The following is a 26751-nucleotide window of genomic DNA, read 5'->3' as shown; positions in this document are numbered from 1 at the left end:
GAGAGCAGTCTCTCCTCTAAAGGTTTTGACGTGCGGCCAGCGGTCCTGAGGGATTGCGGCTGACGCCACGCACTGGACGAAAGTCACGGGAAGGCCGCCTGCTTCTTCGGAAGCGGCGGCCTTTTCCGTTTATTCGGATCCTTCCCCAGGTCTATTTCGTCAGCGCAAGGCCCTCGATATTGTTGACGATCTGCTGGAAGGCCTGATCGAGCTGCGAGCCGCTCGACGTGTCGTAGAAATGTTTGATGCCGCCATTGTCGGGTGTCGCGCAGTCGCGCATCAGCTTGCGCGCCGAATCCGGCAATTTAAACCCGATCGTGAATATTTCTATACCAGCCTTGCGCATCTCGGCGCACAGCTTTGTGGCGTGCGGAATTGAGCGATTGGCCGCGCCCGTACCATAAACTTCCTGAACGGTCGAAGCACCGGAAAAGCCGAGATTGAACTCGCCGTCTGTCATCAGGATCGCGTATTTGGCAACCTTGTCGTACGGCCCAGGTGCTGCCGATGTGGCGAGGACATTCTTCCATTTGTCGGACAGCATGTACCAGGTCCACTGAACCCCGATATGCCCTCCTGTGCCACCATCAGCGACGAACGTGCCGATGGAATCGGTGAGTGTTTTCAGGTTTGCCGTCAAGGGCACCATCACAGCCTTGGGACACTTCTCGCTCTTTGCATATGTGATTTTTCCGTCAGTATAGCCCCCCGCAAACTCTGTGAGGAGAAAATCCCGGTTGACCATGGCGACGTCAGGGCCATCGTCGGTGTAAACATATGTAGTCCCCTTGCGCTCCGTCGCGCAGTTGTCGGGACGACCGGAGCCGGAGGAGGTCACATTTTTTGGATCGGCGTTCGAAACAACCCTGCCACGGTCTGCCCCATTCTTTTCGATGTAAACCGCTTTCTCAGCGATCGCGGCACCGACATTCACGGAATTCGCATAGGGAACAAGTGCGACGCGAACCCGGTCGTTGAGGTTTTTTCCGTCTAGCAGCGCCTCCACTGCTCGCTTTGCCGCCTCCTGCAGATCCCCAAGCTTGTCGTCGGTACCGGCCTTTTTCATCGAGCCGGTCAGATCCAGCATCATCGCCACCTCGATCTTTTTGTCCGAGTAGATTGCCGCTGACTCTCCACCCACGCGCGGGTCGCCGATGTTGAACATCGGGAAGGCCAGAACGACATTGGCATGGGCCGTCGCCGTGAGCGTCCTCGCCGTCTTGTCAATGACGAGGTTATCCAACACGAAACGGTCCTTCGTCGAGAATCGCGAGGTGCTGTTGGCGCTTAGAAATGCCTCCACCATCCTCCGCGCGTCCTTTTCCTCGATTGTGCCGGTGGTCAGGTCGCGCGCCGTCGAGGTCACAGCCGAATCGAGCGCGGACTGAAGGCTCGATTTCACGTTCAGCGACTGCGCCACATTGATGCCGAACCCTATCGTCAGAAGCACCACCGACATGGTTACCGCCGCCAGCAGGGTGAAATTGCCGCTTCTGTTATTCGCAAAATCGGATAGTGCCCGCGCCATACGCATGGTTTTCACCCCTCAGCCAAGAAACCCGAGAGGGTCGTAGCAGGAATTTCATCGAATCAGGTTTACAACCTGAAGTTCAATCTGCCCGACGGATATAAGCTTTTGATTTCGAACCGAATTGATCAATCCTGTGCTTAATCGCCGGTAAACCGGGCACTTCAATTGCACCAGCTTTCGCGCCGTCCGCCCCAATAGGGTCGCACAAGGCGTAGCGTCAGCAGGATTTTCACCACCGGAAGTATTCACTCCGGCCAGCGCGCGCCCATATTCGGAAATCAATGCAACGCCGTTCAGGAAAGCATCTGCGCATCGAAGGTGCGGTCGATGCCATGAGCCGGAGGCGTCGCCGGATGGCTGTCCTGCTCGTAGGTCCAGACCTTGAAGCCGGTCAGCGTGTGTGCGCCGAAGCTGTGCAGCAGCGGCACGTCGGTTGCGTCGCGCCCGCGCGCGATCGCCACGCGGCCAATGCGGCGCTTGTTGTGGCGGGCGTCGAATGTGTACCATTTGCCGTCGAGGAAAACCTCGAACTAGGCGTTGAAATCCATCGGCGACGGGTCCGGCGGAATGCCGATATCGCCGAGATAGCCGTTCACGTAGCGGGCCGGAATGTTCATGCAGCGGCAAAGCGCGATCGCAAGATGCGCAAAGTCGCGGCACACGCCGACGCGCTCGTCATGCGCCTGCGCGGCGGTGCGTGTTGCACGGGCATAACCGTAGCCGAAGGACAGCCGGTTGTGGACATATTCGGTGATCGCCTGCACCCGCGCCCAGCCGCTTGGCACATGGCCGAACTGCTGCCAGGCGATGTCGCCGAGATGATCGGTCTCGCAATACCGGCTGCCTAAGAGATAGCCGATCACCTCGTCGGGCAGGTCCTGCACCGGCATTTCCTTGGCCAAGGCGTTCAACTCGTCCGGCTCGCCGCTGTCTTCGACCAGCGCGTCATAGAGGATACGAAAACCTCCCGCTGGCGCCATGAAACGGCGGCAGAGATTGCCGTGGACGTCCTCGTAAGTGTGATTTGGAACACTTGGCGAGGTCAGCACCTTGGTCTGCCGCTGGATGTCGGCCTGCCGTTCCTTGCAGATTTCCAGCACCGATATCACCGGCATTGGTTGAGCGCATTCAATGGCTATCTCATAGCCTAGCCTTATCAGCATGGCGCTACCTCGCGATCTTGAGAAAAGATTTTTCCCTCAACGCACAATGCCGGCTATCGTTCCGGGGAGGAGACGGGCGAATGGGAGAGGATTGGCAAAAATCCCCTCTCCGTCTCGGCTTCGCCGAGCCACCTCTCCCCATTTCATGGGGCGAGGAACCGGCACTTGCGGAGGTCGCGGCATTGCAGAACTTGGGTTCCTCGCCCCGCTTGCGGGGAGAGGTGGCGCGCGAAGCGCGACGGAGAGGGGTCTTTTCCCTATGATCCCTATGACGCCACTCTCAAAAATCGCTCGCCAAACCCTTTATCTCCCAGTCGCCGTAGCGCACCGGTTCGTTGCCGCCGCGGCCGCCGATCTCGCGCGGCAGGGCGGACTCCTGCTTCCTGTAGGCCTGGCGTCGTGCTTCCGCTTCCTTCAGCGCGCGCTCGGCAGCCGGCGACAGCGCCTTGCGTTCAACAAGCTCTGCGGCGGCGTCATGCTCGGCCTTGCTATCGGACATTCTCGGACTCCCGCAGCGGATGATTGAAACCGGACCAATTCTTACCCATCATATAGCGAAGTTTTATCGCGTATCGACCCTTTCCTTGCGCGCGTTTACGGAGCCGAAGAATGAACATCATGCGTACCGCAATGCTGCTGGCCTTCATGACCGCGCTGTTCATGGCTGTCGGCTACGCCATCGGCGGCTCCGGCGGCATGATGATCGCCTTCATGATGGCTGCCGCCATGAACCTCTACAGCTACTGGAACGCCGACAAGATGGTTCTGCGCATGAACCATGCCGTCGAGGTCGACGAGAAGAACGCGCCCGAATATTACGGCATCGTGCGCGCGCTGGCCGAACGCGCCGGCCTGCCGATGCCGAAGGTCTATCTCATCGACAATCCGCAGCCCAACGCATTCGCCACCGGGCGCAACCCGCAGAACGCGGCGGTTGCGGCCTCCACCGGCCTGCTTCAGCGTCTGTCGCATGAGGAAGTGGCCGGCGTGATGGCGCATGAGCTTGCCCATGTCCAGTATCGCGACACGCTGACCATGACGATCACCGCGACCCTTGCCGGTGCGATTTCCATGCTCGGCAATTTTGCCTTCTTCTTCGGGGGAAATCGCGAAAACAACAATCCGCTCGGCTTCGTCGGCGTGCTCGTCGCCATGATCGTCGCCCCTCTTGCCGCCGGCATGGTGCAGATGGCGATCAGCCGGACGCGCGAATATTCCGCCGATCGGCGCGGCGCGGAAATCTGCGGCAATCCGCTCTGGCTGGCATCAGCCCTTGACAAGATCGCCCGTAACGTCGAACGCATCCACAACCCCGACGCAGAGCGCAATCCCGCAATGGCTCCGCTTTTCATCATCAATCCTCTTTCCGGCGAGCGCATGGACAATCTTTTCTCGACCCACCCCGATACGGCGAACCGCATAGCCGCTCTCGAAGAGATGGCCCGCCAGGGCATGGGTGGCAGCGGCGGCGCGCGCCCTGCTCCTGCGCCACGCAATCCTGAGCCGCAGCCGCGCGAAGCCGGCCCGTGGGAAGCTCCCGCAAAGCCCGCCGTGGAGGAAAAGCCGACGCAGCCGAATGCCGGACCCTGGGGGCGCAACCCGACCGGGCCGAAAGGCCGATGGTCTTGACCGTGAACGACCGTCAGCGCTCCAAACCGAAGCCATTCAGGCAATCGGAATACCAGAGACAAGAGGATGCGAATGCGCCCGGCCTCGCCGCGCGCAAGGCGGCGGCAAAGCTGCTGGCAGCCGTCATCGACGCAAAGACCTCGCTCGACGGCCTTACCGACCATGACAATGGCCACCCGCAGTTCAAGGCGCTCGACATGCGCGACCGCTCGCTGGTGCGGGCGATCCTCGCCACCGCGCTGCGCTACCGCCGCACCATCGACAACCTGATTTCGGCGCGGCTTGAAAAGGCCCTGCCAGCCAACGCCACAGCACTCACCCACATCCTGCACGTCGCGGCAGCGCAGATCCTGTTCCTCGACATTCCTGACAGCGCCGCCGTCGATATCGCGGTTACCCACGCCAAGTCCGATCCGCGCACCGGCCGCTTTTCGGGCCTCGTCAACGGCGTGCTGCGCTCGCTGGCGCGCGGCAAGGCCGAGGAACTGCCGGCCATGCTGGCCGAGACCGACGATGCGCCGGAATGGTTCCGCGCCCGGCTCGTCTCCGGCTATGGCGCGGATACGGCAAAGAAGATCCTCACCGCACACAGGCTCGAAGCGCCGGTCGATTTCACGGTAAAATCCGATCCTGAATCCTGGGCCGAAAAACTCGGCGGCATTGTAATGCCGACCGGCTCGGTGCGTGTCGAGCGGCTCGCCGCCAACGTGCCGGAGCTGCCCGGTTTCACCGAGGGCGAATGGTGGGTGCAGGACGCCGCCGCTGCACTTCCCGCGCGGCTTTTCGGCGACGTTTCCGGCCTGCATGTCGCCGACCTTTGCGCCGCCCCCGGCGGCAAGACGGCACAGCTGGCGCTTGCCGGCGCGCGCGTCACTGCCATCGACAGTTCGAAGAACCGGCTCGCCCGGCTGGAGAAAAACCTTCAGCGCCTCGGCCTGACAGCCGCGACCGTCCAGGCCGATATTCTCCGCTATGAGCCGGAAGAACTCTTCGATGCCGTGCTGCTCGACGCACCCTGTTCCTCAACCGGAACGGTGCGCCGCCACCCGGACGTGCCGTGGACGAAATCGCCTGCCGATATCGAGAAGCTGGCCGACCTGCAGCAGCGCCTGCTCGCCCGCGCCGTCACTTTGGTCAAGCCCGGCGGGCGGATCGTCTTTTCCAACTGCTCTCTCGATCCGCTCGAAGGCGAGGCACTTCACGAAGCATTCCTCGCGGCCACGCCCGGCGTTGCTGCCGATCCGGTCAAGCCCGGCGAGGTCGCAGGCGCCGACGCCTTCCTGACACCACAAGGCACATTGCGCACCACACCGGCAGACATGGATATGGGCCGGCCGGAGATTTCAGGGCTCGACGGCTTCTTCGCGGCGCGCCTTACCCGAATTGGGTAGGTCACAACTTATCCCCAGGCCGCACCGGTAGCGAAATTCAACTTCGCATAGAATCTTGAATCATATAACGTTCTCGCCGGGCGGACGTCTTTTTGGAGGAACTTCTTGTCGATTGCGGCAGGCAACACGACAGGCCTTTGGGCGCTCGTCGCCAAAGAGCTTTGGCGCAAGACCCGCCGCCGCTTGCGCGCCGGTCCGGTTTATCGCTGGCGCTATACCGGCCGCACGCCGGAGCGCGTGCTGATTGCGCCGCCTGATCTGAGGCTCGCCGATCAGCAGGTCGCGCTGGAAATCTACTATGGCCGCTACCCGCTTTCAGGCCATCTCGTCGAGACCGGCGGCAAGTCGCCGTTCCAGATCGAGGTGCCCAATCGCGGCTGGCAGAAATCGCTGCACGGCTTCCGCTGGCTGCGCCACATGCGCGCCGCCAACACGGAGCTTGCCGCCGCCAATGCACGCGCGCTGGTTTCGGACTGGATCGCCACCCATGGCGGCCGCATTTCCGGCGTCGCCTGGGAGCCGGCGACAACCGCCAAGCGCATCATCGCCTGGCTGCAGCATTCTTCCGTCGTGCTGCAGGGCGCCGAGTTCCCTTTCTACCGCGCCTTCCTGAAATCGCTGGCGCTGCAGATCCGCTATCTGCGTTCCATGGCCCGCGAAATGCCCGATGGCGAAGAGCGCCTGCGCACCCGCATAGCACTCGCCTTCGCCGCATTGTCGCTGCCCGCGCCGCAGACGGCGCTGCGTAGCGCCACGCGCAACCTCGCCGATGAACTGAACCGCCAGGTCCTTGCCGATGGCGGCCACATTTCGCGCAATCCGATGGCGGTGCTGGAACTGCTGGCAGACCTGCTGCCGCTGCGCCAGACCTATGCCAACCAGGCCGAAACGCCGCCTGAAGCGCTGATCGGCGCGATCGACCGCATGCTGCCGGCGCTGCGCTTCTTCCGCCATCAGGACGGCACCATCGCCCGCTTCAACGGCATGGGCGTCACCATTCCCGACCGCATCGCCGCCATCATGCGCCATGACGACACCGCCGGCGCGCCGCTGCTCCATGCCCCGCACTCCGGCTATGAGCGCCTGTCGATGGGCGGCACCACGGTGATTGCCGACACCGGCACTGCGCCACCCAGCGAAGTCTCGGAAGCGGCACATGCCGGCTGCCTGTCCTTCGAAATGTCGTCGGGCCGCCAGCATTTCATCGTCAATGCCGGCATCGACGCTTATGGCGCGGAGGAATTCCGCCCGCTGGCGCGCGCCACCGCCGCCCACTCCACCGCTTCGCTCAACGACACGTCGTCGGCGCGCTTCAGCCATTCGCCGCGCGTCAACGGCCTGCTCGGCTCGCCGCTGATTGGCGGGCCGCGCCACGTGCCTTCCGAACGCACCGACAGCAAGGGCACGCAAGGCTTCGTCTCCAGCCACGACGGCTATGTCGCGCGCTTCGGCCTTTATCACGAGCGCGAAATGGCACTGGCCGCCGATGGCGATATCCTGACCGGCATCGACCGCTTCCTGCGCTCCCGCGGCGCGCCGCCGCTGGACAATGGCCGCGATCTCGTCACCATCCGCTTCCACATCCACCCGGATATCGAACTTTTCCACGACGACAAGGACCGGCTGGTACTGGCCGCGCCCCATGCCGACAACTGGCTTTTCACCGCCGGCGAAATGACGCCGACGGTCGAGGAATCGATTTTCTTCGCCGGCCTCGGCGGACCGCGCCACAGCCGCCAGATCGTGCTTTCCTACAAGGCGTCGCAATTTCCCGAAATGCACTGGCAGTTCACGCGCACGCATTCGGCCGGTTACCCGCAGAATAACTGAGTGGCCCGTTTGGCCGATTTTCTGTCCCTCGAAGCTTGATTTACCTTGCGTCTGTGCTAGGCCGCGCGCATCCGCCTCCCAAGCTCGAAAGGCCCGCTCCGACATGGCCGTCGCCTCCAAGAAAATTCCTGCGCCCGACCTCGTTCCCGTCCGCCGCGCGCTTCTCTCCGTCTCCGACAAGACCGGCCTGGTCGACTTCGCGGCCGCGCTGGTCAAGGCCGGCGTCGAACTGGTCTCGACCGGCGGCACCGCCAAGGCGATCGCCGAGGCCGGCATCGCCGTGCGCGACGTCTCGGAACTTACCGGTTTCCCCGAGATCATGGATGGCCGCGTGAAGACGCTGCACCCGTCGGTCCACGGCGCACTGCTCGGCGTGCGCGACGATCCCGACCATGCCCACGCCATGCGCGTCCACGGCATCGAGCCGATCGACCTCGTCGTCGTCAACCTCTACCCGTTCGAGGAAGTCCGCCAGTCCGGCGCCGACTATGCCTCGATCGTCGAGAACGTCGATATCGGCGGCCCGGCGATGGTGCGTGCGTCTGCCAAGAACCACGCCTATGTCGCCATCGTCACCGACCCGGAAGACTACGCCCCGGTGATCAACGCGCTTGAAATGAACATCGGCAGCCTCTCCTTCGAGTTCCGCCAGAAGCTCGCCGCCAAGGCCTTTGCTCGCACCGCGGCTTACGACGCCGCAATCTCCGGCTGGTTTGTCGAGGCGCTCGCCATCGAGCACCCGACCTGGCGCGCCTTCGGCGGCAAACTCGAAAACGTCATGCGCTATGGCGAGAACCCGCACCAGCAGGCCGGCTTCTACGTCACCGGCGAAAAGCGCCCGGGCGTCGCCACAGCGCGGCAGCTTCAGGGCAAGCAGCTCTCCTACAACAACATCAACGACACCGACGCGGCCTTCGAGCTGGTCGGCGAGTTCGACCCAGCCGGTTCTGCGGCAGTGGCTATCATTAAGCACGCTAACCCCTGCGGCGTTGCCGAAGGCACGACACTGAAGGCCGCCTATGCCAAGGCGCTGGCCTGCGATCCGGTCTCTGCCTTCGGCGGCATCGTCGCCGTCAACCGCCTGCTCGACGCTGAAGCTGCCGAAGAGATCGTCAAAACCTTCACCGAAGTCATCATCGCACCGGAAGCCAGCGCGGAAGCGCAGGCGATCATCGCCGCCAAGAAGAACCTGCGCCTGCTCGTCACCGGCGGCCTGCCCGATCCGTGCACGGCTGGCGTGATGGTCAAATCGGTCGCCGGCGGGCTTCTGGTGCAGTCACGCGACAACGCCGTGGTCGACGGGCTTGAGCTCAAGGTCGTGACCAAGCGCGCGCCGACCGCGCAGGAGCTTGCCGACCTGAAATTCGCCTTCCGCGTCGCCAAGCACGTCAAATCGAATGCGATCGTCTATGTCAGGGACGGCGCAACCGTCGGCGTCGGCGCGGGCCAGATGAGCCGGGTCGATTCCGCGCGCATCGCCGCCCGCAAGGCGCTGGATGCGGCTGAAGCGGCAGGCCTCACCGAGCCGCTGACCAAGGGCTCGGTCGTCGCCTCGGATGCCTTCTTCCCCTTCGCCGACGGGCTTTTGTCGGCCATCGAAGCCGGCGCCACCGCGGTCATCCAGCCCGGCGGTTCGATGCGCGACGATGACGTCATTGCGTCTGCGGACGCGCATGGCATCGCCATGGTGTTTACCGGCGTGCGGCATTTCCGGCATTGAGCCGCCCTCACCTTCTCCCCTTGTGGGAGAAGGTGGATTGGCGCGCAGCGCCAAGACGGATGAGGGGTGTTGAACGGAGCGCCAGACTGGAACACCCCTCATCCGCCTTCGCTACGCTCAGGCACCTTCTCCCACAAGGGGAGAAGGGGTGGCTATCCCCCCACCTTGTCCGCGGGATAGGGTGTCGGCCACAGCACGGCCATGCCGACCACCAGAAACAGCAGGATCATCGCCATGCCCAGCCGCGGTGAGCCGCTGAGAGCCGTCACCGTCGCGACCAGAAACGGCGCGGCGAAACTCGTCGCGCGTCCGGCCAGCGCATAGATGCCGAAATAGCGCCCCGCTTCCTCGGCAGTGACGCTGCGCGCCAGATAGGAGCGCGAGGAGGCCTGAACCGGGCCGAAGGCCAGCCCGATCAGCAGGCCGAAAAGGATATAAGCTTTCTCAGCCGGCGTGCCGAACAGCCCGCCCGTATCGGCGCCCGGCAGCATCAGCGCGCCGAACAGCGTGAACCCCGGACCGGTCGAGACGATACCCACCGTCGCGATGGTCAGAAACACCAGCGAAATCATCACAACCGTCTTGGAGCCAAACGCCGTATCAAGCCGCGCCGCGATCCAGCAGCCGAAGATCGCGACGACATTGAGGATGATGCCGAAAACGCCGATCTCGGTGATCGACCAGCCGAACATAGCCGCAGCGAAGACGCCGCCCAGGCCGAGCACGGCGTTGACGCCGTCCTGGTAGATCATCCGCGCCACCAGAAAGCGCAACACGCCGCTGCGCTGGCGCACCTCGCCCAGCGTCGATTTCAGCTCGGCGAGGCCCTCGCGCACGGCAGGACCGATCGGCTTGCCCTTGGCACCATCGGGCGTGAAGAAGAACATCGGCAGGATGAAGATGAAATACCACAGCGCCGAGAGCGGCCCGGTCGCGCGCGCATCCTCGCCGAGCTTGGGATTGAGGCCGAACAGCGGATCGACGCCGATGATCGTCTTGCCCGTCTCCTGGGAACCGGCGAGCATCGTCACCACGAAGATCAGCGCAATCATGCCGCCGAGATAGCCGAGCCCCCATGCAATGTTGGAAATCTTCCCGATCTCAGCCTTGGAAACGAGGCGCGGCATCATCGAATCGTTGAACACGGTGGAGAATTCGGCGGCAATCGACGCCAGCGAGAAGAGCACGATCACCGGCACCAGCGGCGAGCCGGGTGCGGCGAACCAAAGTGCGCACAGGCTGGCGATCTTGATCGCGGCGAAGAAGGCGATCCATGGCTTGCGCGGACCGGTCTGATCGGCGATCGAGCCCAGCACCGGCGACAATATGGCAATCACGAAGCCGGCAGCGGCGATGCCGTAGCCCCAGGCGGCCTGCCCCATGGCCGGGTCGCTGGCCATGCGCGAGACGACATAGGGGCCGAAGATGAAGGTCGTCACCACCGTGAAGAACGGTTGCGCCGCCCAGTCGAAGAACATCCAACCCCAGATGCCGCGGCCGGAGGCGCGCTGAACTGTCACGTCGGCCATATTTCCTCCACCCGCCTGCGTCGCGTTTTAGGCTGGCGCCATGTCTGCATGTTTTTGGGAGCCGTGCAAAGGGAGACTGCCTGCGCCGGAAATTCCTTGTCTGGCAACGCGCGTTTGCCTCACGCCTCTGGCGCATACACCACACAGGGCACGGCAATCCCGCGTAGCCTGTGCTCGCCGAGCGGGATCAGGGCCTGCGCCGTTTCCGCTGCAAACGCCTCCGAGAGCAGCACCGGTCGGCCGAGCGGCCGGCACAAGCCTTCCAACCGGCTGACGAGATTTACCGCAGAGCCGATGGCGGTGAAATCCAGCCGGTCGGCAGTGCCGATATTGCCCCACAGCATCTCGCCGATATGGAGCGCCGTGCCGAAGGGCAGAGGCGCCAGGCCTTGTGCGGCGCGGGTGCGATCGAGGTGATCCATGCCGGCGCGCGCAGCAGTAACCGCGCGTAGCGCCGCATCGCAAGCGGTAGCAGCGTCGCGCTCGCCGATCGGGAAGATCGCCAGAATGCCGTCGCCGATAAACTTCAGCACCTCGCCGCCGAAGGCATGAACCGCACCGGCGATGCGGTCGAACCAGGCGTCGAGCGCGACGACCACCTCCTTCGGCGCGGTCGTTTCCGACAGCTCGGTGAAGCCGCGCAGATCGGCATAGAGCAGTGCTGCGCGGATCGTCTCGCCGGGCTCGCGCCGCAGCCGGCCAGCCAGCACCTGTGCGGCGCTGCGCCGGCCCAGATACGTCTCCAGCAGCACGGCCTGTGTTGCGCGCGCAGCGAGCACGGCAAGCGGCGCGACGGCAAAGCGGGCCACCTCGCGCAGCAGTTCTAGTTCAGGCTCGCTGAATGGCCGCGTCGCGGCCCAGCCAAGCACGGCACCATCGGGGGCACTGCCGGCGAAATCCTCCTGCACGGCGCCGGCACCGAGTTGCGCCAGCCAGTCGCGTCCGACATTGGCATGCTTGGCATCGGCAGGCCCGGCGAGGCTAAAACCCAGCGCCTCGATGACCCTTCCCGTATCGCCGCGCCACAACCATGTGCGCCGCGCGATGATCGGGTGCGGCGCTGCCTGGGTGAGCGCGCCACCGGCGAGCGGCAGGCCGTCAGCGACGAGCCGCGCGGCAAGCTCGGTGAGGAAGACATCGGCGCCGGGCAGGTCGATCGCCTCATCGACGAGAAACGACAGAGCGGAGTGAAGTTGCATGGCCGCCATCATGCAATGGTGTCAGGCGCATGTCATGAGGCGGCGGGCGCTTTCTTGCGCCGCATGCCGATTGGGCTACAGTATAGCCATTGCGCCCGAGCCGGAGGAGGCTGACGATGGCCGAGACGCTTCGCACCGAGATCCAGATCGCGGCCCCGCAGGCGACGGTCTTTGCCTTCCTTACCGATCCCGACAAGATCTCGCGCTGGATCGGCCCGGCGACCACCGAAGCCCGTCCCGGTGGCATCTATCTCGTCAGCGTCGGCGACAAGCACATCGCCCGCGGCCAGTTCACCGAGGTGATCCCGATCCACCGCCTCGCCTACAGCTTCGGCTGGGAAGCGCGTGAGGAGATGCCGCCTGGATCGAGCCTGGTCGAGATCGATCTCGTCGAGAAGGATGGCGGCACCCTGGTGCGCTTCACCCATAGCGGGCTGCCCAACGAGAACGAGCGCGACAGCCACGAGAAGGGCTGGAACCACTATCTGCGCAGGCTGTCGATAGCTGCGGCCGGCGGCGATCCGGGACCGGACACGTCACCCGAAACGTGAGGGGTGCCAAGCTTGAAAACGGGAGATGCATTGCGTCTCCCGTGGTTTACATCCCCGTCAAATCGCTCATCAGCCCGGATGCCACCGAAAGCCGCGACACGGTGATGTCGCCGCCTTCCGTCAGCCCTTGCAGGCGCTCGCGGATGATGGCGATGCGCGCGCCGCCGGCATCGAGCCAGGCCGTGACGGGATCGGCCGCCTTGCCGAAGCCGGTGAGTGCCGCCACCGCAATGCCGCGCCTTGCCGTGTCGATCGTGTCGGTTGCCCGCGACAGCGCCAGCCCGTCATAATAGTCGGATGGCGTGATCGCGCGCGCAGCGTCCTCGATGCGGGCGATGCGGAAGGCGTCGCTGACGCCGAAGAAGGCTTTTGCGGCGGCCACGATATCGGCCTTTGCCGTGCGGGCAACCAGCGCGATATCGGGAATGAGTTCGGCGACATCCGTCTGCGCCAGCCGCTCGGCCAGCCCCTCCGGCGCGCCGGCAGCAATGAAGCCGAGGCGTTTTTCTTCCAGCCTTGCCTTGTTGAAGGCCGGCAGCAGCGAGGCGAGTTTCGGCTCCAGCGCCTTGCGCGCCTCGGTCAGCTCGGCGATCTGCTTGTCCACCGCACCGTCGCCCACACCATGCCTGAGGTACCAGCCGCAGGCCACGAAGATAAGCCGGCCAACGGCCTGATAGAGGTCAAGCTGCACCTGGCCGTCGATCCGGTTATCCAGCGCGTCGATATCGCGATAAAGCGCCGGCAGGCCGAAGCCCGCCCGCACGATCGTGAAGGCCCGCACAACATCGGCAGCCGTGCTTCCCGTCGCTTCCTGCAGCCGGTTGACGAAGGTCGGCCCGCCGCGATTGATCAGGTCATTGGCCAGAACGCGGGCGATGATCTCGCGCCGCAGCCGGTGCGTACCGATCTCGGCGGCGTATTTCTTCGCCATCTTTTCCGGGAAATAGCCCATCAGGTCGCGCTCGAAATGCGGATCGTCGAGCAGGTCGCTGGAGACGATATCGGAAAACAGCACGATCTTGGCATAGGCCAGAAGCACGCCGAGCTCGGCCCGGGTCAGCGGCTCGCCACGCTTCTCGCGCTCCGTGAGGGCTGCCGGCGAAGGCAGCGTCTCGACGGTGCGGTCGAGCAGACCGCGCGCTTCCAGAGCGCTCATGAAGCGTCCCTGATAGGCAATGTCGGCCAGCCCGCGCTTTCGCTGCAGCGAAAGCGACAGCGTCTGCTGGTAGTTGTTGGAAAGCACCAGCGCGCTGACCTCGCTGGTCATCTCGGCAAGCAGCTTGTTGCGCGCCGGCCGTGTCAGCGAGCCCTTGCGCATGGCGGACGCCAGCGCGATCTTGATATTGACCTCGACGTCCGACGAATTGACGCCGCCGGAATTGTCGATCGCGTCGGAATTGCAAGCACCGCCGAGAAGGCCGAACTCGATGCGCGCGCGCTGCGTCGCACCCAGATTGGCACCCTCGCCGATCACCTTCACCCGCAATTGGGCGGCGGTCACGCGGATCGCGTCATTGGCGCGGTCGCCGACTTCCTGGTTGCTCTCGCCGGCCGCCTTCACATAGGTGCCGATGCCGCCGAACCAAAGCAGGTCTACCTCGGCCCTGAGGATCGCGTTCATGATCTCGTTGGGCGAGGCCGTCGTCTTGTCGAGGCCGATCGCCTTGGCCGCCGCTGCCGGCAACGTGATCGATTTCTGGCCGCGCGAAACGATGATGCCGCCAGGCGACAGCTTTGTCTTGTCATAGTCCTGCCAGCTCGAGCGCGGCAGGTCGAACACGCGCTTGCGCTCGGCAAAGGAGGCCGCCATGTCCGGATCGGGATCGATGAAGATATCGCGGTGGTCAAAAGCCGCGATCAGCCGCGTCTGCTCCGAAAGCAGCATGCCATTGCCGAAGACGTCGCCCGACATGTCGCCGACGCCGACGACGCTGAAGGGCGAGGTCTGGATATCGCGGTTCATCTCGCGGAAATGCCGCTTCACCGCCTCCCACGCGCCCTTGGCGGTGATGCCCATCTTCTTGTGGTCGTAGCCGGCGGAGCCGCCGGAGGCGAAGGCGTCGTCGAGCCAGAAGCCATGCGCCTCGCTGATCGAATTGGCCGTGTCGGAGAAGGTCGCGGTGCCTTTGTCGGCGGCGACGACGAAATAGGGATCGTCAGTATCGCGCCTTATCGTGCTTTTCGGCGGCACCACCTTGTCGCCATCGAGATTGTCGGTGATCGACAGCAGGCTGGAGACGAAATTGATATAGGCGCTCTTGCCCGCCTCGAACACGGCTTCGCGCGTGCCGCCGACAGGCGAGCGCTTGGGAAAGAAGCCGCCCTTGGCGCCGACAGGCACGATCACGGCGTTCTTGACCTGCTGCGCCTTCACCAGCCCCAGCACCTCGGTGCGGTAGTCCTGCGCCCGGTCAGACCAGCGCAACCCGCCGCGCGCCACAGGGCCGAAGCGCAGATGCACGCCCTCGACCTCCGGGCCGTAGACGAAGATCTCACGCCATGGCCGCGGCTCCGGCAGGCCGTCCACATTGCGCGAATCGAGCTTGATCGCCAGCGACTGGCCCTTTTCCTTGATGCCGGCAACGAAATGATTGGTGCGCAGCGAGGCTTCGATCAGGTTGGCGTAGCGCCTGATGATCGTGTCGTCATCGATGTTCGGCACCTGCTCCAGCGCGTCCTTGATCGCAGCCTTCAGGTGCTTGGCAGTAACGTCGCCATCCTTGGCCTTGGGGTCGAAGCGGGCGACGAAGAGGTCAAACAGCGCGCGCGCGATCTGCGGATAGCGATTGAGTGCTGCGGCAATGAAATCCTGGCTCTGCGGAATGCCGGCCTGCTGCAGATAGCGGCCATAGGCGCGCAGGATGCCGATCGAAGTCGACGGCAGCGCCGCCGTCTGGGCGAGCGCGTTGTAGCCGTCATTGTCGGCGTCGCCGCGCCACACCGACAGGAACACCTCCTCGAACAGCGCACCGCCGTCGGAAAGGTCTATCGGCTTGCCGAAGGAATTTTCCAGGTCCATGTCGTGGACGAAGACCATGCCGGCCGCATCGTCGCCGACCTCGAAAGTGCGCTCACTGATCACCCTAAAACCGGTGTTTTCCAGCACCGGCACGCGCCGCGACAGCGCCACCGGCGCGCCGTAGTGATAGATTTTCAGCGCTGCCTGCTCGGGGCTCTGGCCGGCGTGGCGGTAATAGTCGATGGCGATCGGGCTTTCAGCGCTGAGCGACGCGATCTGCTGCGCGTCGACGAGGGCCTCGGCCGGGGTGAAACTGTTGCGGTAGCTCTCGGGGAAACGGTTGGCTATCGCTGTCAGACCGGAATCCGCACCGGAAGTCGCGGCAGCCTCCGCCATCGCGTCTTCCCAGGTCCGCACGATGTCGCGTATCGCCGCCTCGATGGTCTTATGCTCGACCTTCGGCGTCTTGCCGCCGGAACGGCCGATGATGAAATGGACGCGCGCCAGCCCGCCTTCCGGGAAGGCCGGATAATAGGCCGAGAGCCGCCCGTCGAAGACAGTCTTCAGATAGGTACCGATCTTTTCGCGCGCCACCGAATCGTAGCGGTCGCGCGGCACGAAGACGAGCACGGAGACGAAGCGGTCGAACTGGTCGACGCGCACCAGCGCCCGCACGCGCGGCCGCTCGACAAGGCCGAGGATCGCCTCCGAATGCTTGCGCAGCGTTGGCAAGGCGATCTGGAACAGCTCGTCGCGCGGATAGCTTTCCAGCACGTTGATCAGCGCCTTGCCGGAATGGTCGGCGGGGTCGAAGCCGGACTTGGTGACGACCGTCTGCGCCTTGGAACGCAGATAGGGTATCTTCATCACCGAGCGCGTATAGGCAGACGACGTGAACAGGCCGACCATGCGCAGTTCGCCGGCAAGCCGGCCCTTGGCGTCGTAGGTTTTCACCCCGACATAGTCGAGATAGATGCGCCGGTGCACCACCGACTTGGCATTGGCCTTGGTGACGATCAGAGGGTCCGGCCCATGCAGGAAGGCGCGGATTTCCGGCGTCGTCGTGTTGTCACCATCGATCTCGCGGCGCAGCACCATCACGTCGGGATCGCGCAAGATGCCAAGCCCCGGCTTGCCGGCGCGGTCTAGCGTGCCGCTCTTCTCGCCGCCGGTGTAGCGAAACTCGCGCATGCCGAGGAAGGTGAAATTGTCGTCGCGCAGCCATTCGAGGAAGGCGATGGCCTCCGTCACCGCATCCTTGTCGAGCGGGATCGGCGCATAGCGGAATTCGGAGATAGCCTGATCGAGACGGGCCAGCATCGGCTTCCAGTCGACGACGGCGTCGCGCACCTGCGAAAGCACGCGCTTCAGCCGCTCTTCCAGCCCCTTGGCCTGATCCTCGCTCAGCGCGCGGATGTGAACGTGGATGACGCTCAGCCGGTCGGCGCCCTGGTCGCCCTTGCCCGCACCGCCCTCACCCAGTATCGCCTCGACGCCGCCCTTGCCGTGCTTCACGGCGATGACCGGATGGGTCACGAAGGCAGGTTCGCCGGCGGTGTCGGTGATTTCACCCAGCACCGAATCGAACAGGAACGGCATATTGTCGTTGACGACCGTGACGACGGTCAGCGGCCTGTCGCCAACCGACACGCCGGCATCGCGGTCGATGGCGACCACGCATTCGCCCTTCTTGTGCTTTGCCACCGCGCGGCCGGCCAGTTCGGCAGCCTTGGCGAGTGCCGTCGCTTCATAGGCGGCGACATCTTCGGCCGGGGCGCGGGCCAGAAGATAATCCGCCAGCTGAACGGATTTTTCGGCGGTCTTTGTCGAAGGGGCTTTCTTGGCTGGCAGCGCTTTTTTCGCTGCGGTTCTGGATTTGAGACCGGATGCCATTGGAAATCTCCCCCGTCATATTCTTTTGCGACTATCGTAGCAGATGAAGCGCGTTTGGCGACATGCCATCAACGCAAAATGCGAACTTCTTATGAAGGGCAGATGACGCGGGATCGGCGACAGAATTACGGCATTGAAGCCGATTTCTTCGCAGCGGCTCTCAACGCACGATAGGCGTGCCATCTGCGGTTGATTGCCGGCTCAAAGATTCAGGCAGATTATCTGCGTGTGGCGTAGCCACATGCCGGCTACGCCGAATTCTCTGGGAGGAGAACATGGCGAAATTTCTCTACGTCTATCATGGCTCCGGAAAGATGCCGGAAACCGAAGCCGAGAAGAAGGAAGTGATGGACGCCTGGACCGGCTGGTTCGACGGGCTGGGTGCAGCGGTCGTCGACGGCGGCAATCCGGTCGGCATGTCGAAAACGGTGCTGCCCGGCGGCAAGGTCGAGAACAATGGCGGCTCGAACCCGACCGGCGGCTATTCGATCATCGAGGCGAAAGACATCGACGATGCCGCCAGCAAGGCCAAGGACTGCCCGATCCTGTCGGCGCCCAACTGCAGCATCGAGATCGCGCCGATCATCGAGATGAGCATGTAGCTGCGGCAGTCACCGTGCCGCGATTGCAGCCGCCGCGCCCGCCATGGTCGTAGCGCTGACGCGGTTGGCGATCTTCATGGCGCGCTGGCTTTTCAGCAGCCGGCGTGCTTGCGCGGCTGCGATGACCCAGGCGATGTCGATGGCGACCAGCACGATCGCCATGGTCAGCGTCAGCTCGACCCAGCCGACGACGCTCACCGAGGCCAGATCGATGATGGTCGGCAACAGCGCCAGATAGAACATCATGATCTTGGGATTGCCGAGCGTCACGGCCATGCCGGCGAAGAACAGCTTTGCCGGAGAATCCTCACGCGGCATCTCGCCGTCGCGCACCGCCACAGGGGCCGTCCACATCTTCCATGCAAGGTAAGCAAGATAGGCCACGCCCGCCCATTTCACGATGACGAAGGCGAGATGAAAGCTCTGCGCCACGACGGCGAGCCCGAACACCGCCAGCGACAGCCAGATCGCCTCGCCGATCCACATTGCGGCCAGGAAGGGCAGCACGTCGCGAAAACCCTTCGAGATCACCCGCGCGACAAGTGCCGCAACGCTGGGACCGGGCGAGCCGGCGGCGACCAGCAATGCGCCTGCGAAGATGAGAAGGGATGTAGGTTCCATGGATGATCCTCCGGGCAAGGCGTCGGAGAATATGCCGATTGCGGATGGGTGCAAGCGGATGCTGCCCGCTGGAGACCGGCACGCTCCTATGGCATCATAACTTAACCATCGTTGGGAAACGAAATGCACGAACGGACGCTCATACACGAGATATGGCTTGATCCGACGTCGGACGGCCAGTTTCTTCCCGGCTTATGCCAAGCTGGCCCAGTCGGTGATGATTTCAGACGACGGCTGGAACCGGAGGCGAAATTTGCCGGAACAATCGAAGGCTTTTCGCACTTCGATGTCATGTCCAAATATTACAAATCGAACGGGTGGGGAGAATACAGGACTGAATTCAAGAAGGATTACGAACCATTTCCCGAGGAATGGGTTCGAATTCAGCAGAGATTTCTTGCGTCTCAGACGCAGGATGTTCCCGGAGAGTAAACCCACCGGGAACATAATGAAGGAAGCTTAAGCAGCCCCTGCCGTCTTTGACGACTTCTCGAAGCGCTTGCGCTCGTTCGGGTCGAGATAGAGCTTGCGCAGGCGGATGGTCTTCGGCGTCACTTCGACCAGCTCGTCGTCCTGGATCCAGGCCAGAGCACGCTCCAGCGTCATGCGGATCGGCGGCGTCAGCTTGACGGCCTCATCCTTGCCGGCGGCGCGGATGTTGGTCAGCTTCTTGCCCTTCAGCACGTTGACCTCAAGGTCGTTGTCGCGGCTGTGGATGCCGATGATCATGCCCTGATAGACCTTGACGCCGGCTTCGATGACCATCGGGCCGCGATCCTCAAGGTTCCACATGGCAAACGCCACCGACTCGCCCTGATCGTTGGAGATCAGCACGCCGTTGGTGCGGCCGGGCAACTCGCCCTTGTAAGGCTCGTAAGCGTGGAACAGCCGGTTCATCACCGCCGTGCCGCGCGTGTCGGTGAGCAGTTCCGACTGGTAGCCGATCAGGCCGCGCGTCGGCGCGTGGAAGACGATGCGCTGGCGGTTGCCGCCGGAGGGGCGCAGTTCGACCATTTCGGCCTTGCGCTCCGACATCTTCTGAACGACGACGCCGGCATGTTCTTCATCGACGTCGATGACGACTTCTTCGACCGGCTCCAGCAATTCGCCGTTTTCGCCCGTCTGCATGACGACGCGCGGACGCGACACGGCAAGCTCAAAACCTTCGCGGCGCATCGTCTCGATCAGAACGGCCAGCTGCAATTCGCCGCGGCCGGAGACGAAATAGGAGTCCTTGTCCGCCGATTCCTCGATCTTGAGCGCGACATTGCCTTCCGCTTCGCGCAGGAGCCGGTCGCGGATGACGCGGCTGGTCACCTTGTCGCCTTCGGTGCCGGCAAGCGGGCTGTCATTGACGATGAACGACATGGTGACGGTCGGCGGATCGATCGGCTGGGCATGCAGCGGCTCGGTCACGGCCGGATCGCAGAATGTGTCGGCGACGGTGCCCTTGGACAGGCCGGCAATGGCTACGATGTCCCCTGCCTGCGCCTCGTCGATCGGCTGGCGCTCAAGCCCGCGAAAAGCAAGGATCTTCGAGACGCGCCCGGTCTCCACGACCGTCCCGTCATTGTGCAGCACCTTGACCGGCTGGTTCGACTTCAATGTACCAGACTCGATGCGCCCGGTGATGATGCGGCCGAGAAACGGATTGGCTTCGAGCAGCGTGCCGATCATGCGGAACGGGCCCGGGTGAACGGTCGGCGCGGGCACATGCTTGAGGATCAGGTCGAACAGCGGCGCCAGGCCCTGGTCTTTCGGTCCCTCCGGGTTTTCCGACACCCAGCCGTCGCGGCCCGAACCGTAGAGGATCGGGAAATCGAGCTGCTCGTCGGTGGCGTCGAGTGCGGCGAAGAGATCGAACACCTCATTGACGACCTCGACATGGCGCGCGTCGGGGCGGTCGATCTTGTTGATGACGACGATCGGCCTAAGGCCGACCTTCAGCGCCTTGCCGACGACGAACTTGGTCTGCGGCATCGGGCCTTCGGCAGCATCGACCAGAACGATGGCCGAATCCACCATCGACAGGATGCGTTCCACCTCGCCGCCGAAATCGGCGTGGCCCGGTGTATCGACGATGTTGACGCGCGTGTCCTTCCAGTCGACCGAGGTCGCCTTGGCAAGGATGGTGATGCCGCGTTCCTTTTCGAGATCGTTCGAATCCATCGCGCGTTCGGCAACGCGCTGGTTTTCTCGGAACGAGCCAGCCTGTTTGAGAAGCTGGTCGACAAGGGTTGTCTTCCCATGGTCGACGTGCGCGATGATCGCGATGTTGCGAAGTTTCATGTTTTCACTCGGGAGGGTTGCGGGCACAGCCTGGCGACGCGCCGCGTTTCATTTGCGCGCGCTCTTACATGGTTTTTCGCAATTGCGAAAGGGGGACGGCGCAGGGCAGCCATGCAAGGCGCCGTTTCGTGGCGTTTTCCAGCCCGGATAACCGCGAATTGACCGGAAGAGACGGCAGGCGCTTATTGACTGTGAAGCGCGCAGCCTTAAACCCTGTCTACGAGGTGAGGAGCGAAACGACAGCATATGGCCGCACCGCAATTATCGCAGGCCCCAGCAAGAAGACTGTTCTCCGACAGGAATTTGCGGACGGCGCGGCTCGTCTCCGGCATGGTGCTGATGACATTCGTCACCATGCACCTGCTCAACCATGCGCTGCTGCTGGTGTCGCTGTCGGCCGCCGAGACGATGCGGCCGTGGTTTCTGATGATCTGGCGCAATCCGCTGGGCACCGTCGCACTTTATGGCGCGGTGTCGGTCCATCTCGCGCTGGCGCTGCTGTCCCTCTACCGCAAGCGCGGGCTCATCATGCCGATGCGCGAGATATTCCAGATCGTTCTCGGCTTCGCCATTCCGCTGCTGATTGCCGAGCATGTCATCGGAACGCGGGTTTTCCACACGCTGACCGGCGTCGAGGACAGTTACCGCTATGTCCTGCGATCGCTCTGGGTTGCCTCTCCCGTAGGCGGGGTGAGGCAGTCCGTCGCCACGATCGTGATATGGATACATGGCTGCCTCGGCCTCTATTTCTGGCTGCGTTACCGCCATTGGTACCCGCGGGTCGCCCCTTGGCTGCTGATTATTGCAGTACTTGTTCCCGTTCTGGCGCTGCTCGGTTTCGTCGAGGGCGGCAGGACCATCGCTTCGATCGGGGCAACGCCGCCGCCAATCAACGCGCCGGTCATCGCCGCCGACAAGCAGATCAAGGAAATGCTGATCCGAAGCGTTTATCTCGGCTTCGGCGGCCTGCTCGCCGGCGTGTTCGCGCTGCGGGCGCTACGGGCCTACCGGGAAAGACGCAATCTCATAGAAGTCCGCTATTCCGACGGTCATGTCGTTCGCGTTGCCCGGGGATACAGCGTTCTGGAAGCAAGCCGTGTCGGCGGCATCCCGCATTATGCGGTCTGCGGTGGCAAGGGACGCTGCTCGACCTGCCGGATCAAGGTTTCCGAGGGTCTGGAAAATCTGCCGTCGCCCAATTCAGTCGAGCAGGCAACTCTCAAGCGGCTGGGGGCCGATCCGGATGTGCGGCTGGCCTGCCAGCTGCGCCCGACCGGAAATGTCAGCGTGACGCCGCTGCTGGTGCCCGACCGCAATCGCCTGCTCCTGCCCGGACAGCCGGTGATACCCGGCCGCGAAAGGGAGGTCGCGGTGCTGTTCTGCGATATCCGCAATTTCACCGGCCTTGCCGACCATCGCCTGCCCTTCGACATCGTCTTCCTGCTCAACCGCTATTTCGCCATGGTCGGAAAAGCCGTCGAACAGGCCGGCGGCAGGATGGACAAGTTCATCGGCGACGGCGCCATGGCCCTGTTCGGCGTCGACACCACCAATGTCGAGGCGTGCCGGCAGGCGCTTGCCGCCGCAGCTGCCATCATCAGGGACCTCGAGCAGCTCAATGACGATCTGGCCGGCGAGATAAGCTCACCGCTCCGGGTCGCGATCGGCATCCACGCCGGCCCCGCGATCGTCGGCGCGATGGGCTACCGCGATGTCATGGGCGTGACGGCGGTCGGCGACACCGTCAATATCGCCAGCCGGCTGGAACTGGCGGCCAAGGAGTTCAACGCCACGGTCGTCGTCTCCGAAACGGTCGTCCAACTGTCCGGGCTCGACCTGTCGGGCTTCGATATCCACGACATCGATATTCGCGGCCGCGCGTTGCCGCTCAAGGTGCGCGTCGTGCCGCGGGGCGCGACGCTTCCCATCGTTGCGCAGAAGCCTGCAGCCGACGCCGCGTAGTCACGAGATAGACGGCCGGGCGGGATACGCCCGGCCATCAGGAAGTTGCGAAATCAGGCCGCTCGAACCGGATCGAGCGTCATCTTGTAGAGTTCGTTGTCGTCCCGATCCATCAGCCGCACGGTCAGTTGCTCGCTGGCGCCGTCGATATCGACCAGTCCGAAGAACTGCAGACCAGCCGATGGCGGCAGGTTCTGGCCCTGCTCGGCGCTCGGTGCTTTGATGAATTTCAGCTCGGGGCCGAAAGTCATGTCGAGGTCGTTCGGCCCGAAAGTGCCGGAATGGAGCGGGCCGGAAACGAACTCCCAGAACGGGCTGAAGTCCTGGAACTGCGCCTTGTCCGGGTTGTAGTAGTGGGCGGCCGTATAGTGCACATCCGCGGTCAGCCACACCGTGTTGTCGATGCCGGCATTCTTGATGAAGCGCAGGAGATCGGCGATTTCCAGTTCGCGGCCCTTGGCCGGGCCGTTGTCACCATTGGAAACGGCTTCGGCGCCCTTCTTGTCCTTGCCATTGTCCCAGACGACCACGCCCAGCGGCATATCGGCGGCGATCACCTTCCAGGTCGCCTTCGAATTGGCCAGTTCACGCTTCAGCCAGCGGATCTGCTCTTCGCCAAGGATGCGGGCCTCCGGCGTCAGCGTATCCAGCATCGACTCGGCCTCGCCGTTCGGACCTCGATAGGAGCGCATGTCGAGGAAGAACACGTCGACCAGCGGCCCATAGGCTATCTTGCGATAGACACGGCCGGGTTCTGCCGGCGTGAAGCGGATCGGCGTCATCTCGTGGAAGGCGCGGCCGGCGCGGGCCGACAGCAGCGCGATCGACTTTTCCGTATAGCGGTCGTCCGCCATCAGGTTCTTCGAGCTTGACCAATTGTTGGTGACCTCGTGGTCGTCCCACTGGAAGAAGGTCGGGCAGATGGCGTTCAGCGCCAGAACGTTTTTATCGAGAAGGTTGTATTTCCACTGGCCGCGATATTCGTCCAGCGTCTCGGCGACCTTGCGCTTCTCGTCGATCAGCACCGTGTTCTTCCACTTGGTGCCGTCCTTGAGATCGACCTCGTCGGTCATCGCGCCGTCGGCATAGATGGTGTCGCCGGAATGCAGGAAGAAATCGGGCGTGTGCTTTGCCATGGTGGCGTAGGTCTTCATACCGGTCTCGTCGATGCCCCAGCCCTGGCCGGCGGTATCGCCCGACCAGGCAAAGCGGATGTTGCGCCTGGAGGCCGGTGCGGTGCGGAAGCGCCCGACGATCGGCTCGGACACGGTATTGATGTCGGCAAGGTCAGCCGCCGTCATACGATAGAATATGTCCTGATCGGAAGCGAGATCGGTAAGCAGCCGCTTCACCGTCAGATCGCCATCCGGCAGGGTGTTGAGCGGCGCAAGCCTGGTGGCATTGGCGAAATTTTCGGTCGAGGACACCTCGAACATCACGCGCGCCGGGCGATCGGTGCGCGTCCACACCATGCCGGAAGTCGCGTCGACATCGCCCGACTGGACGCCATGCGTGAAGCTCGGCCGTGCATTGGCGCGGGAATAGAAGGGCATGGCGAGGCCCGAGGCGCTGACGATGCCGGCGGCACCTGCCGACGCGACGAAGGCGCGCCGGGAAAGGCGAGCGAACTTGTTCATGGCTGTCTCCTGGATGGCGTGAACATTCGGGAGACAGCCATCGCCCCTGCATGTTGCAGGGCGATTGCGGTTTGATGAATTTTCGATGACGGTTCAGCGATTGTCCGCCGTCGAAAGTGCTGCTCAGATCAGCCCACGCTTCTCCATCATCGCGTCGGGCGTCGGCATCTTGCCGCGGAAGGCCGTGTAGAGCTCTTCAGGATCGGCCGAACCGCCGGCGGCGTAGATGTATTTGCGCAGCCGCTCGGCCATGGCCGGGTCGAAGGCATTGCCGGTTTCCTCGAATGCGGCGAAGGCGTCGGCATCGAGCACTTCCGACCACATGTAGGAATAATAGCCGGCCGAATAGCCCTCACCGGAAAACACGTGCTGGAAATGCGGCGTGCGGTGACGCATGACGATCGCATCAGGCATATGCAGCTTTTTCAGCGTCTCGGCCTCGAAGGCGAGCGGATTTTCCGGCGCATCGGGCCGCGCGTGATAAGCCATGTCGACGAGCGCCGAAGATGTGAACTCGACGGTGTTGAAGCCGGCCCCGAAGGTCCGTGCCGCCAGCATCTTGTCGAGCAGCGCCTTCGGCATCGGCTTGCCGGTCTTGTAGTGCAGCGCGTGTTTTTCCAGAACCTCCGGCACGGTCAGCCAGTGCTCATAAAGCTGCGACGGCAGTTCGACGAAATCGCGCGAAACCGAGGTTCCCGCGACCGACGGCCATGTCACGTCCGTCAGCATGCCATGCAGGGCGTGGCCGAATTCGTGGAACAGCGTCTTTGCCTCGTCGAGCGACAGAAGGGCGGGTTCGCCTTCCGCCGGCTTGGCGAAGTTCATGATGTTGTAGATGATCGGTGTCGAGCCCTTGCCGAGCTTGTAGCCCGATTGCAGCGCGCTCATCCACGCGCCCGAGCGCTTCGACGGGCGGGCGAAGTAGTCGGCCAGGAACAGGCCACGGAAACTGCCATTGGCGTTGCGCACTTCGAAGACACGCGCATCCGGATGCCAGGCCGGGATGCCCTGCCGTTCAACGAAAGTGACGCCGAACAGGCGTGTGGCCACATCGAAACAGGCCTCGATGACACGCTCAAGCTGCAGATATGGCTTCAGCTCGGCTTCGTCGAAGGCATATTTCTCGGCGCGCAGCTTCTCCTGATAGTGGCGCCAATCCCAGGCTGCCAGCTTCTCGTTGCTGCCCTCGGCAGCGGCGAGGCGCTGCAGATCGATCTCGTCTGCGGCAGCCTTTTCGCGAGCCTTGTCCCAAACCGGCTCCAGCAGCGACATGACTGCGGCCGGCGTCTTTGCCATCGTGTCATCGAGCTTCAGCGCCGCAAAGCTTTCATAGCCGACGAGCTTCGCCTTTTCGGCGCGCAGCTCCAGCGTCCTCTTCACCACCGCGCCATTGTCGGTCGCGCCGCCGTTCTGGCCGCGCATGGTGAAGGCACGGAACGCCTTTTCGCGCAGGTCGCGGCGCTGCGAGAATGTCGTGAAGGGCTCGTAGATCGAGCGCGACAGCGTAACCGCATAGCGCCCTTTCTGGCCGCGCGATTCGGCCGCCTGTGCCATGGCGCTTTTCACGAATTCGGGCAGGCCGGCGAGATCGCCCTCGTCAAGGAACAGCACCCAGTCGCGCTCGTCGGCCAGCACGTTCTGGCCGAATTTCGCACCGAGCGAGGCTAGCTCTTCATTGATCGAAGCAAGCCGCTTCTTGCCATCGGCATAGAGCTTGGCGCCGGCGCGGACAAAGCCTTTCCAGCTGCGCTCCAGCACCCGCAGCGTCTCGGGGTCCAGGTTGAGAGATGCACGGCGCTCATAGAGATCGTCGATGCGCGCAAACAGCTTCTCGTTCATCGAGATCGCCGAGAAATGCCGCGCCATCTTCGGCGAGATATCGCGTTCCAGCGCCTGGATGTCGTCATTGGTGTGAGCGCCGGCCCGGCACCAGAAGATCGAGGAGACGCGGTCGAGCGCATCGCCGGCAAGTTCCAGCGCCTTCAACGTATTGTCGACCGTCGGCCGGTCCTCGCTGTTTGCGATCACATCGATTTCTGCCGCATGAACTTTCAGCGCCGCATCGAAAACGGGTCCGAAATCGCCATCGCCGATACGAGAGAAGTCCGGCAGGCCGAGCGGCCCGTTCCAAAGCGTGAGGGCACTGTTCTCAAGATCGATGGCGGCGGCTTCGGAAGACATGGCTGCCCTTTCATAAGTTCAAAGAGATCGCGTCGATGAATATGGCGAACCCGACCGATGTAGG

At 63.5% G+C, this 26751-nt stretch carries 17 protein-coding genes and 1 pseudogene; 8 read left to right on the top strand and 10 right to left on the bottom strand.

Features of this window, described 5'->3' with window-relative positions:
* Positions 1-151: 151 nt before the first annotated feature.
* The 3 genes and pseudogenes from WBQ96_RS10090 to WBQ96_RS10080 form a co-directional block, all read right to left on the bottom strand.
* Positions 152-1534 carry a TadE/TadG family type IV pilus assembly protein gene (locus WBQ96_RS10090; RefSeq protein WP_336550179.1) on the bottom strand — a complete coding sequence of 461 codons (1383 nt, stop codon included), beginning with the start codon at positions 1532-1534 and terminating at the stop codon, positions 152-154.
* Between the two features lie 290 nt (positions 1535-1824).
* Positions 1825-2694 (bottom strand): annotated as a pseudogene (locus WBQ96_RS10085) (transglutaminase-like domain-containing protein).
* A gap of 280 nt (positions 2695-2974) precedes the next feature.
* Complete coding sequence (locus tag WBQ96_RS10080; RefSeq protein ID WP_165118157.1) at positions 2975-3193, bottom strand: DUF1674 domain-containing protein; 219 nt, start codon at positions 3191-3193, stop codon at positions 2975-2977.
* 110 nt (positions 3194-3303) lie between these two features.
* Between WBQ96_RS10080 and htpX the strand changes: the two genes are divergently transcribed.
* The 4 genes from htpX to purH all read left to right on the top strand — a co-directional run bounded on the left by htpX (position 3304) and on the right by purH (position 9264).
* Positions 3304-4323, top strand: a complete 1020-nt coding sequence (gene htpX, locus WBQ96_RS10075; RefSeq protein WP_336550180.1) for a zinc metalloprotease HtpX — start codon at positions 3304-3306, stop codon at positions 4321-4323.
* A 2-nt stretch (positions 4324-4325) separates the two neighbouring features.
* On the top strand, positions 4326-5714 hold the full coding sequence (locus WBQ96_RS10070) for an RsmB/NOP family class I SAM-dependent RNA methyltransferase (protein WP_336550301.1): 1389 nt from the start codon (positions 4326-4328) through the stop codon (positions 5712-5714).
* A 105-nt stretch (positions 5715-5819) separates the two neighbouring features.
* Positions 5820-7544 (top strand): heparinase II/III family protein, encoded by a 1725-nt coding sequence (locus WBQ96_RS10065; RefSeq protein WP_336550181.1) that lies wholly within the window; start codon positions 5820-5822, stop codon positions 7542-7544.
* A gap of 103 nt (positions 7545-7647) precedes the next feature.
* A complete protein-coding gene (gene purH / locus WBQ96_RS10060) occupies positions 7648-9264 on the top strand; it encodes a bifunctional phosphoribosylaminoimidazolecarboxamide formyltransferase/IMP cyclohydrolase (protein ID WP_336550183.1) in 1617 nt (538 codons plus the stop codon).
* A 152-nt stretch (positions 9265-9416) separates the two neighbouring features.
* On the opposite strand, the gene WBQ96_RS10055 is transcribed toward purH, so the two are convergent.
* Both WBQ96_RS10055 and WBQ96_RS10050 read right to left on the bottom strand, forming a co-directional pair.
* Positions 9417-10793, bottom strand: coding sequence for an MFS transporter (locus WBQ96_RS10055; RefSeq protein WP_336550185.1), 1377 nt, complete (start codon positions 10791-10793; stop codon positions 9417-9419).
* 119 nt (positions 10794-10912) lie between these two features.
* Positions 10913-11992 (bottom strand): adenylate/guanylate cyclase domain-containing protein, encoded by a 1080-nt coding sequence (locus WBQ96_RS10050; RefSeq protein WP_336550187.1) that lies wholly within the window; start codon positions 11990-11992, stop codon positions 10913-10915.
* Between the two features lie 116 nt (positions 11993-12108).
* On the opposite strand from WBQ96_RS10050, the gene WBQ96_RS10045 reads away from it, so the two are divergent.
* Positions 12109-12543, top strand: a complete 435-nt coding sequence (locus WBQ96_RS10045) for an SRPBCC family protein (protein WP_336550188.1) — start codon at positions 12109-12111, stop codon at positions 12541-12543.
* A gap of 46 nt (positions 12544-12589) precedes the next feature.
* On the opposite strand, the gene WBQ96_RS10040 is transcribed toward WBQ96_RS10045, so the two are convergent.
* Positions 12590-17395: an NAD-glutamate dehydrogenase gene (locus tag WBQ96_RS10040; RefSeq protein ID WP_336550190.1), complete on the bottom strand. Its 4806-nt coding sequence runs from the start codon at positions 17393-17395 to the stop codon at positions 12590-12592.
* Positions 17396-17670: 275 nt separating this feature from the next.
* On the opposite strand from WBQ96_RS10040, the gene WBQ96_RS10035 reads away from it, so the two are divergent.
* Positions 17671-17997 (top strand): hypothetical protein, encoded by a 327-nt coding sequence (locus WBQ96_RS10035; protein WP_336550192.1) that lies wholly within the window; start codon positions 17671-17673, stop codon positions 17995-17997.
* A gap of 9 nt (positions 17998-18006) precedes the next feature.
* Here WBQ96_RS10035 and WBQ96_RS10030 read toward each other — a convergent pair whose 3' ends face one another.
* On the bottom strand, positions 18007-18618 hold the full coding sequence (locus WBQ96_RS10030) for a LysE family translocator (protein ID WP_336550194.1): 612 nt from the start codon (positions 18616-18618) through the stop codon (positions 18007-18009).
* Between the two features lie 123 nt (positions 18619-18741).
* Between WBQ96_RS10030 and WBQ96_RS10025 the strand changes: the two genes are divergently transcribed.
* The gene (locus WBQ96_RS10025) at positions 18742-19050 is read left to right on the top strand and encodes a hypothetical protein (protein WP_336550195.1); all 309 of its coding nucleotides are present in this window, start codon (positions 18742-18744) and stop codon (positions 19048-19050) included.
* A gap of 27 nt (positions 19051-19077) precedes the next feature.
* Here WBQ96_RS10025 and typA read toward each other — a convergent pair whose 3' ends face one another.
* Positions 19078-20907, bottom strand: a complete 1830-nt coding sequence (gene typA, locus WBQ96_RS10020) for a translational GTPase TypA (protein WP_165118132.1) — start codon at positions 20905-20907, stop codon at positions 19078-19080.
* A 246-nt stretch (positions 20908-21153) separates the two neighbouring features.
* Between typA and WBQ96_RS10015 the strand changes: the two genes are divergently transcribed.
* Complete coding sequence (locus WBQ96_RS10015) at positions 21154-22869, top strand: adenylate/guanylate cyclase domain-containing protein (protein ID WP_336550198.1); 1716 nt, start codon at positions 21154-21156, stop codon at positions 22867-22869.
* A gap of 53 nt (positions 22870-22922) precedes the next feature.
* Here the strand turns inward: WBQ96_RS10015 and WBQ96_RS10010 are convergent, their stop codons facing one another.
* Positions 22923-24506 carry an alkaline phosphatase D family protein gene (locus WBQ96_RS10010; RefSeq protein WP_336550200.1) on the bottom strand — a complete coding sequence of 528 codons (1584 nt, stop codon included), beginning with the start codon at positions 24504-24506 and terminating at the stop codon, positions 22923-22925.
* Positions 24507-24629: 123 nt separating this feature from the next.
* Positions 24630-26687, bottom strand: a complete 2058-nt coding sequence (locus tag WBQ96_RS10005) for a M3 family metallopeptidase (RefSeq protein ID WP_336550201.1) — start codon at positions 26685-26687, stop codon at positions 24630-24632.
* Positions 26688-26751: the final 64 nt, after the last annotated feature.

This window comes from Mesorhizobium sp. CCNWLY176, from assembly GCF_037153935.1.
Taxonomy (GTDB): Bacteria; Pseudomonadota; Alphaproteobacteria; order Rhizobiales; family Rhizobiaceae; genus Mesorhizobium_M; species Mesorhizobium_M zhangyense.
This window is presented reverse-complemented; position numbering and strand designations above follow the sequence as displayed.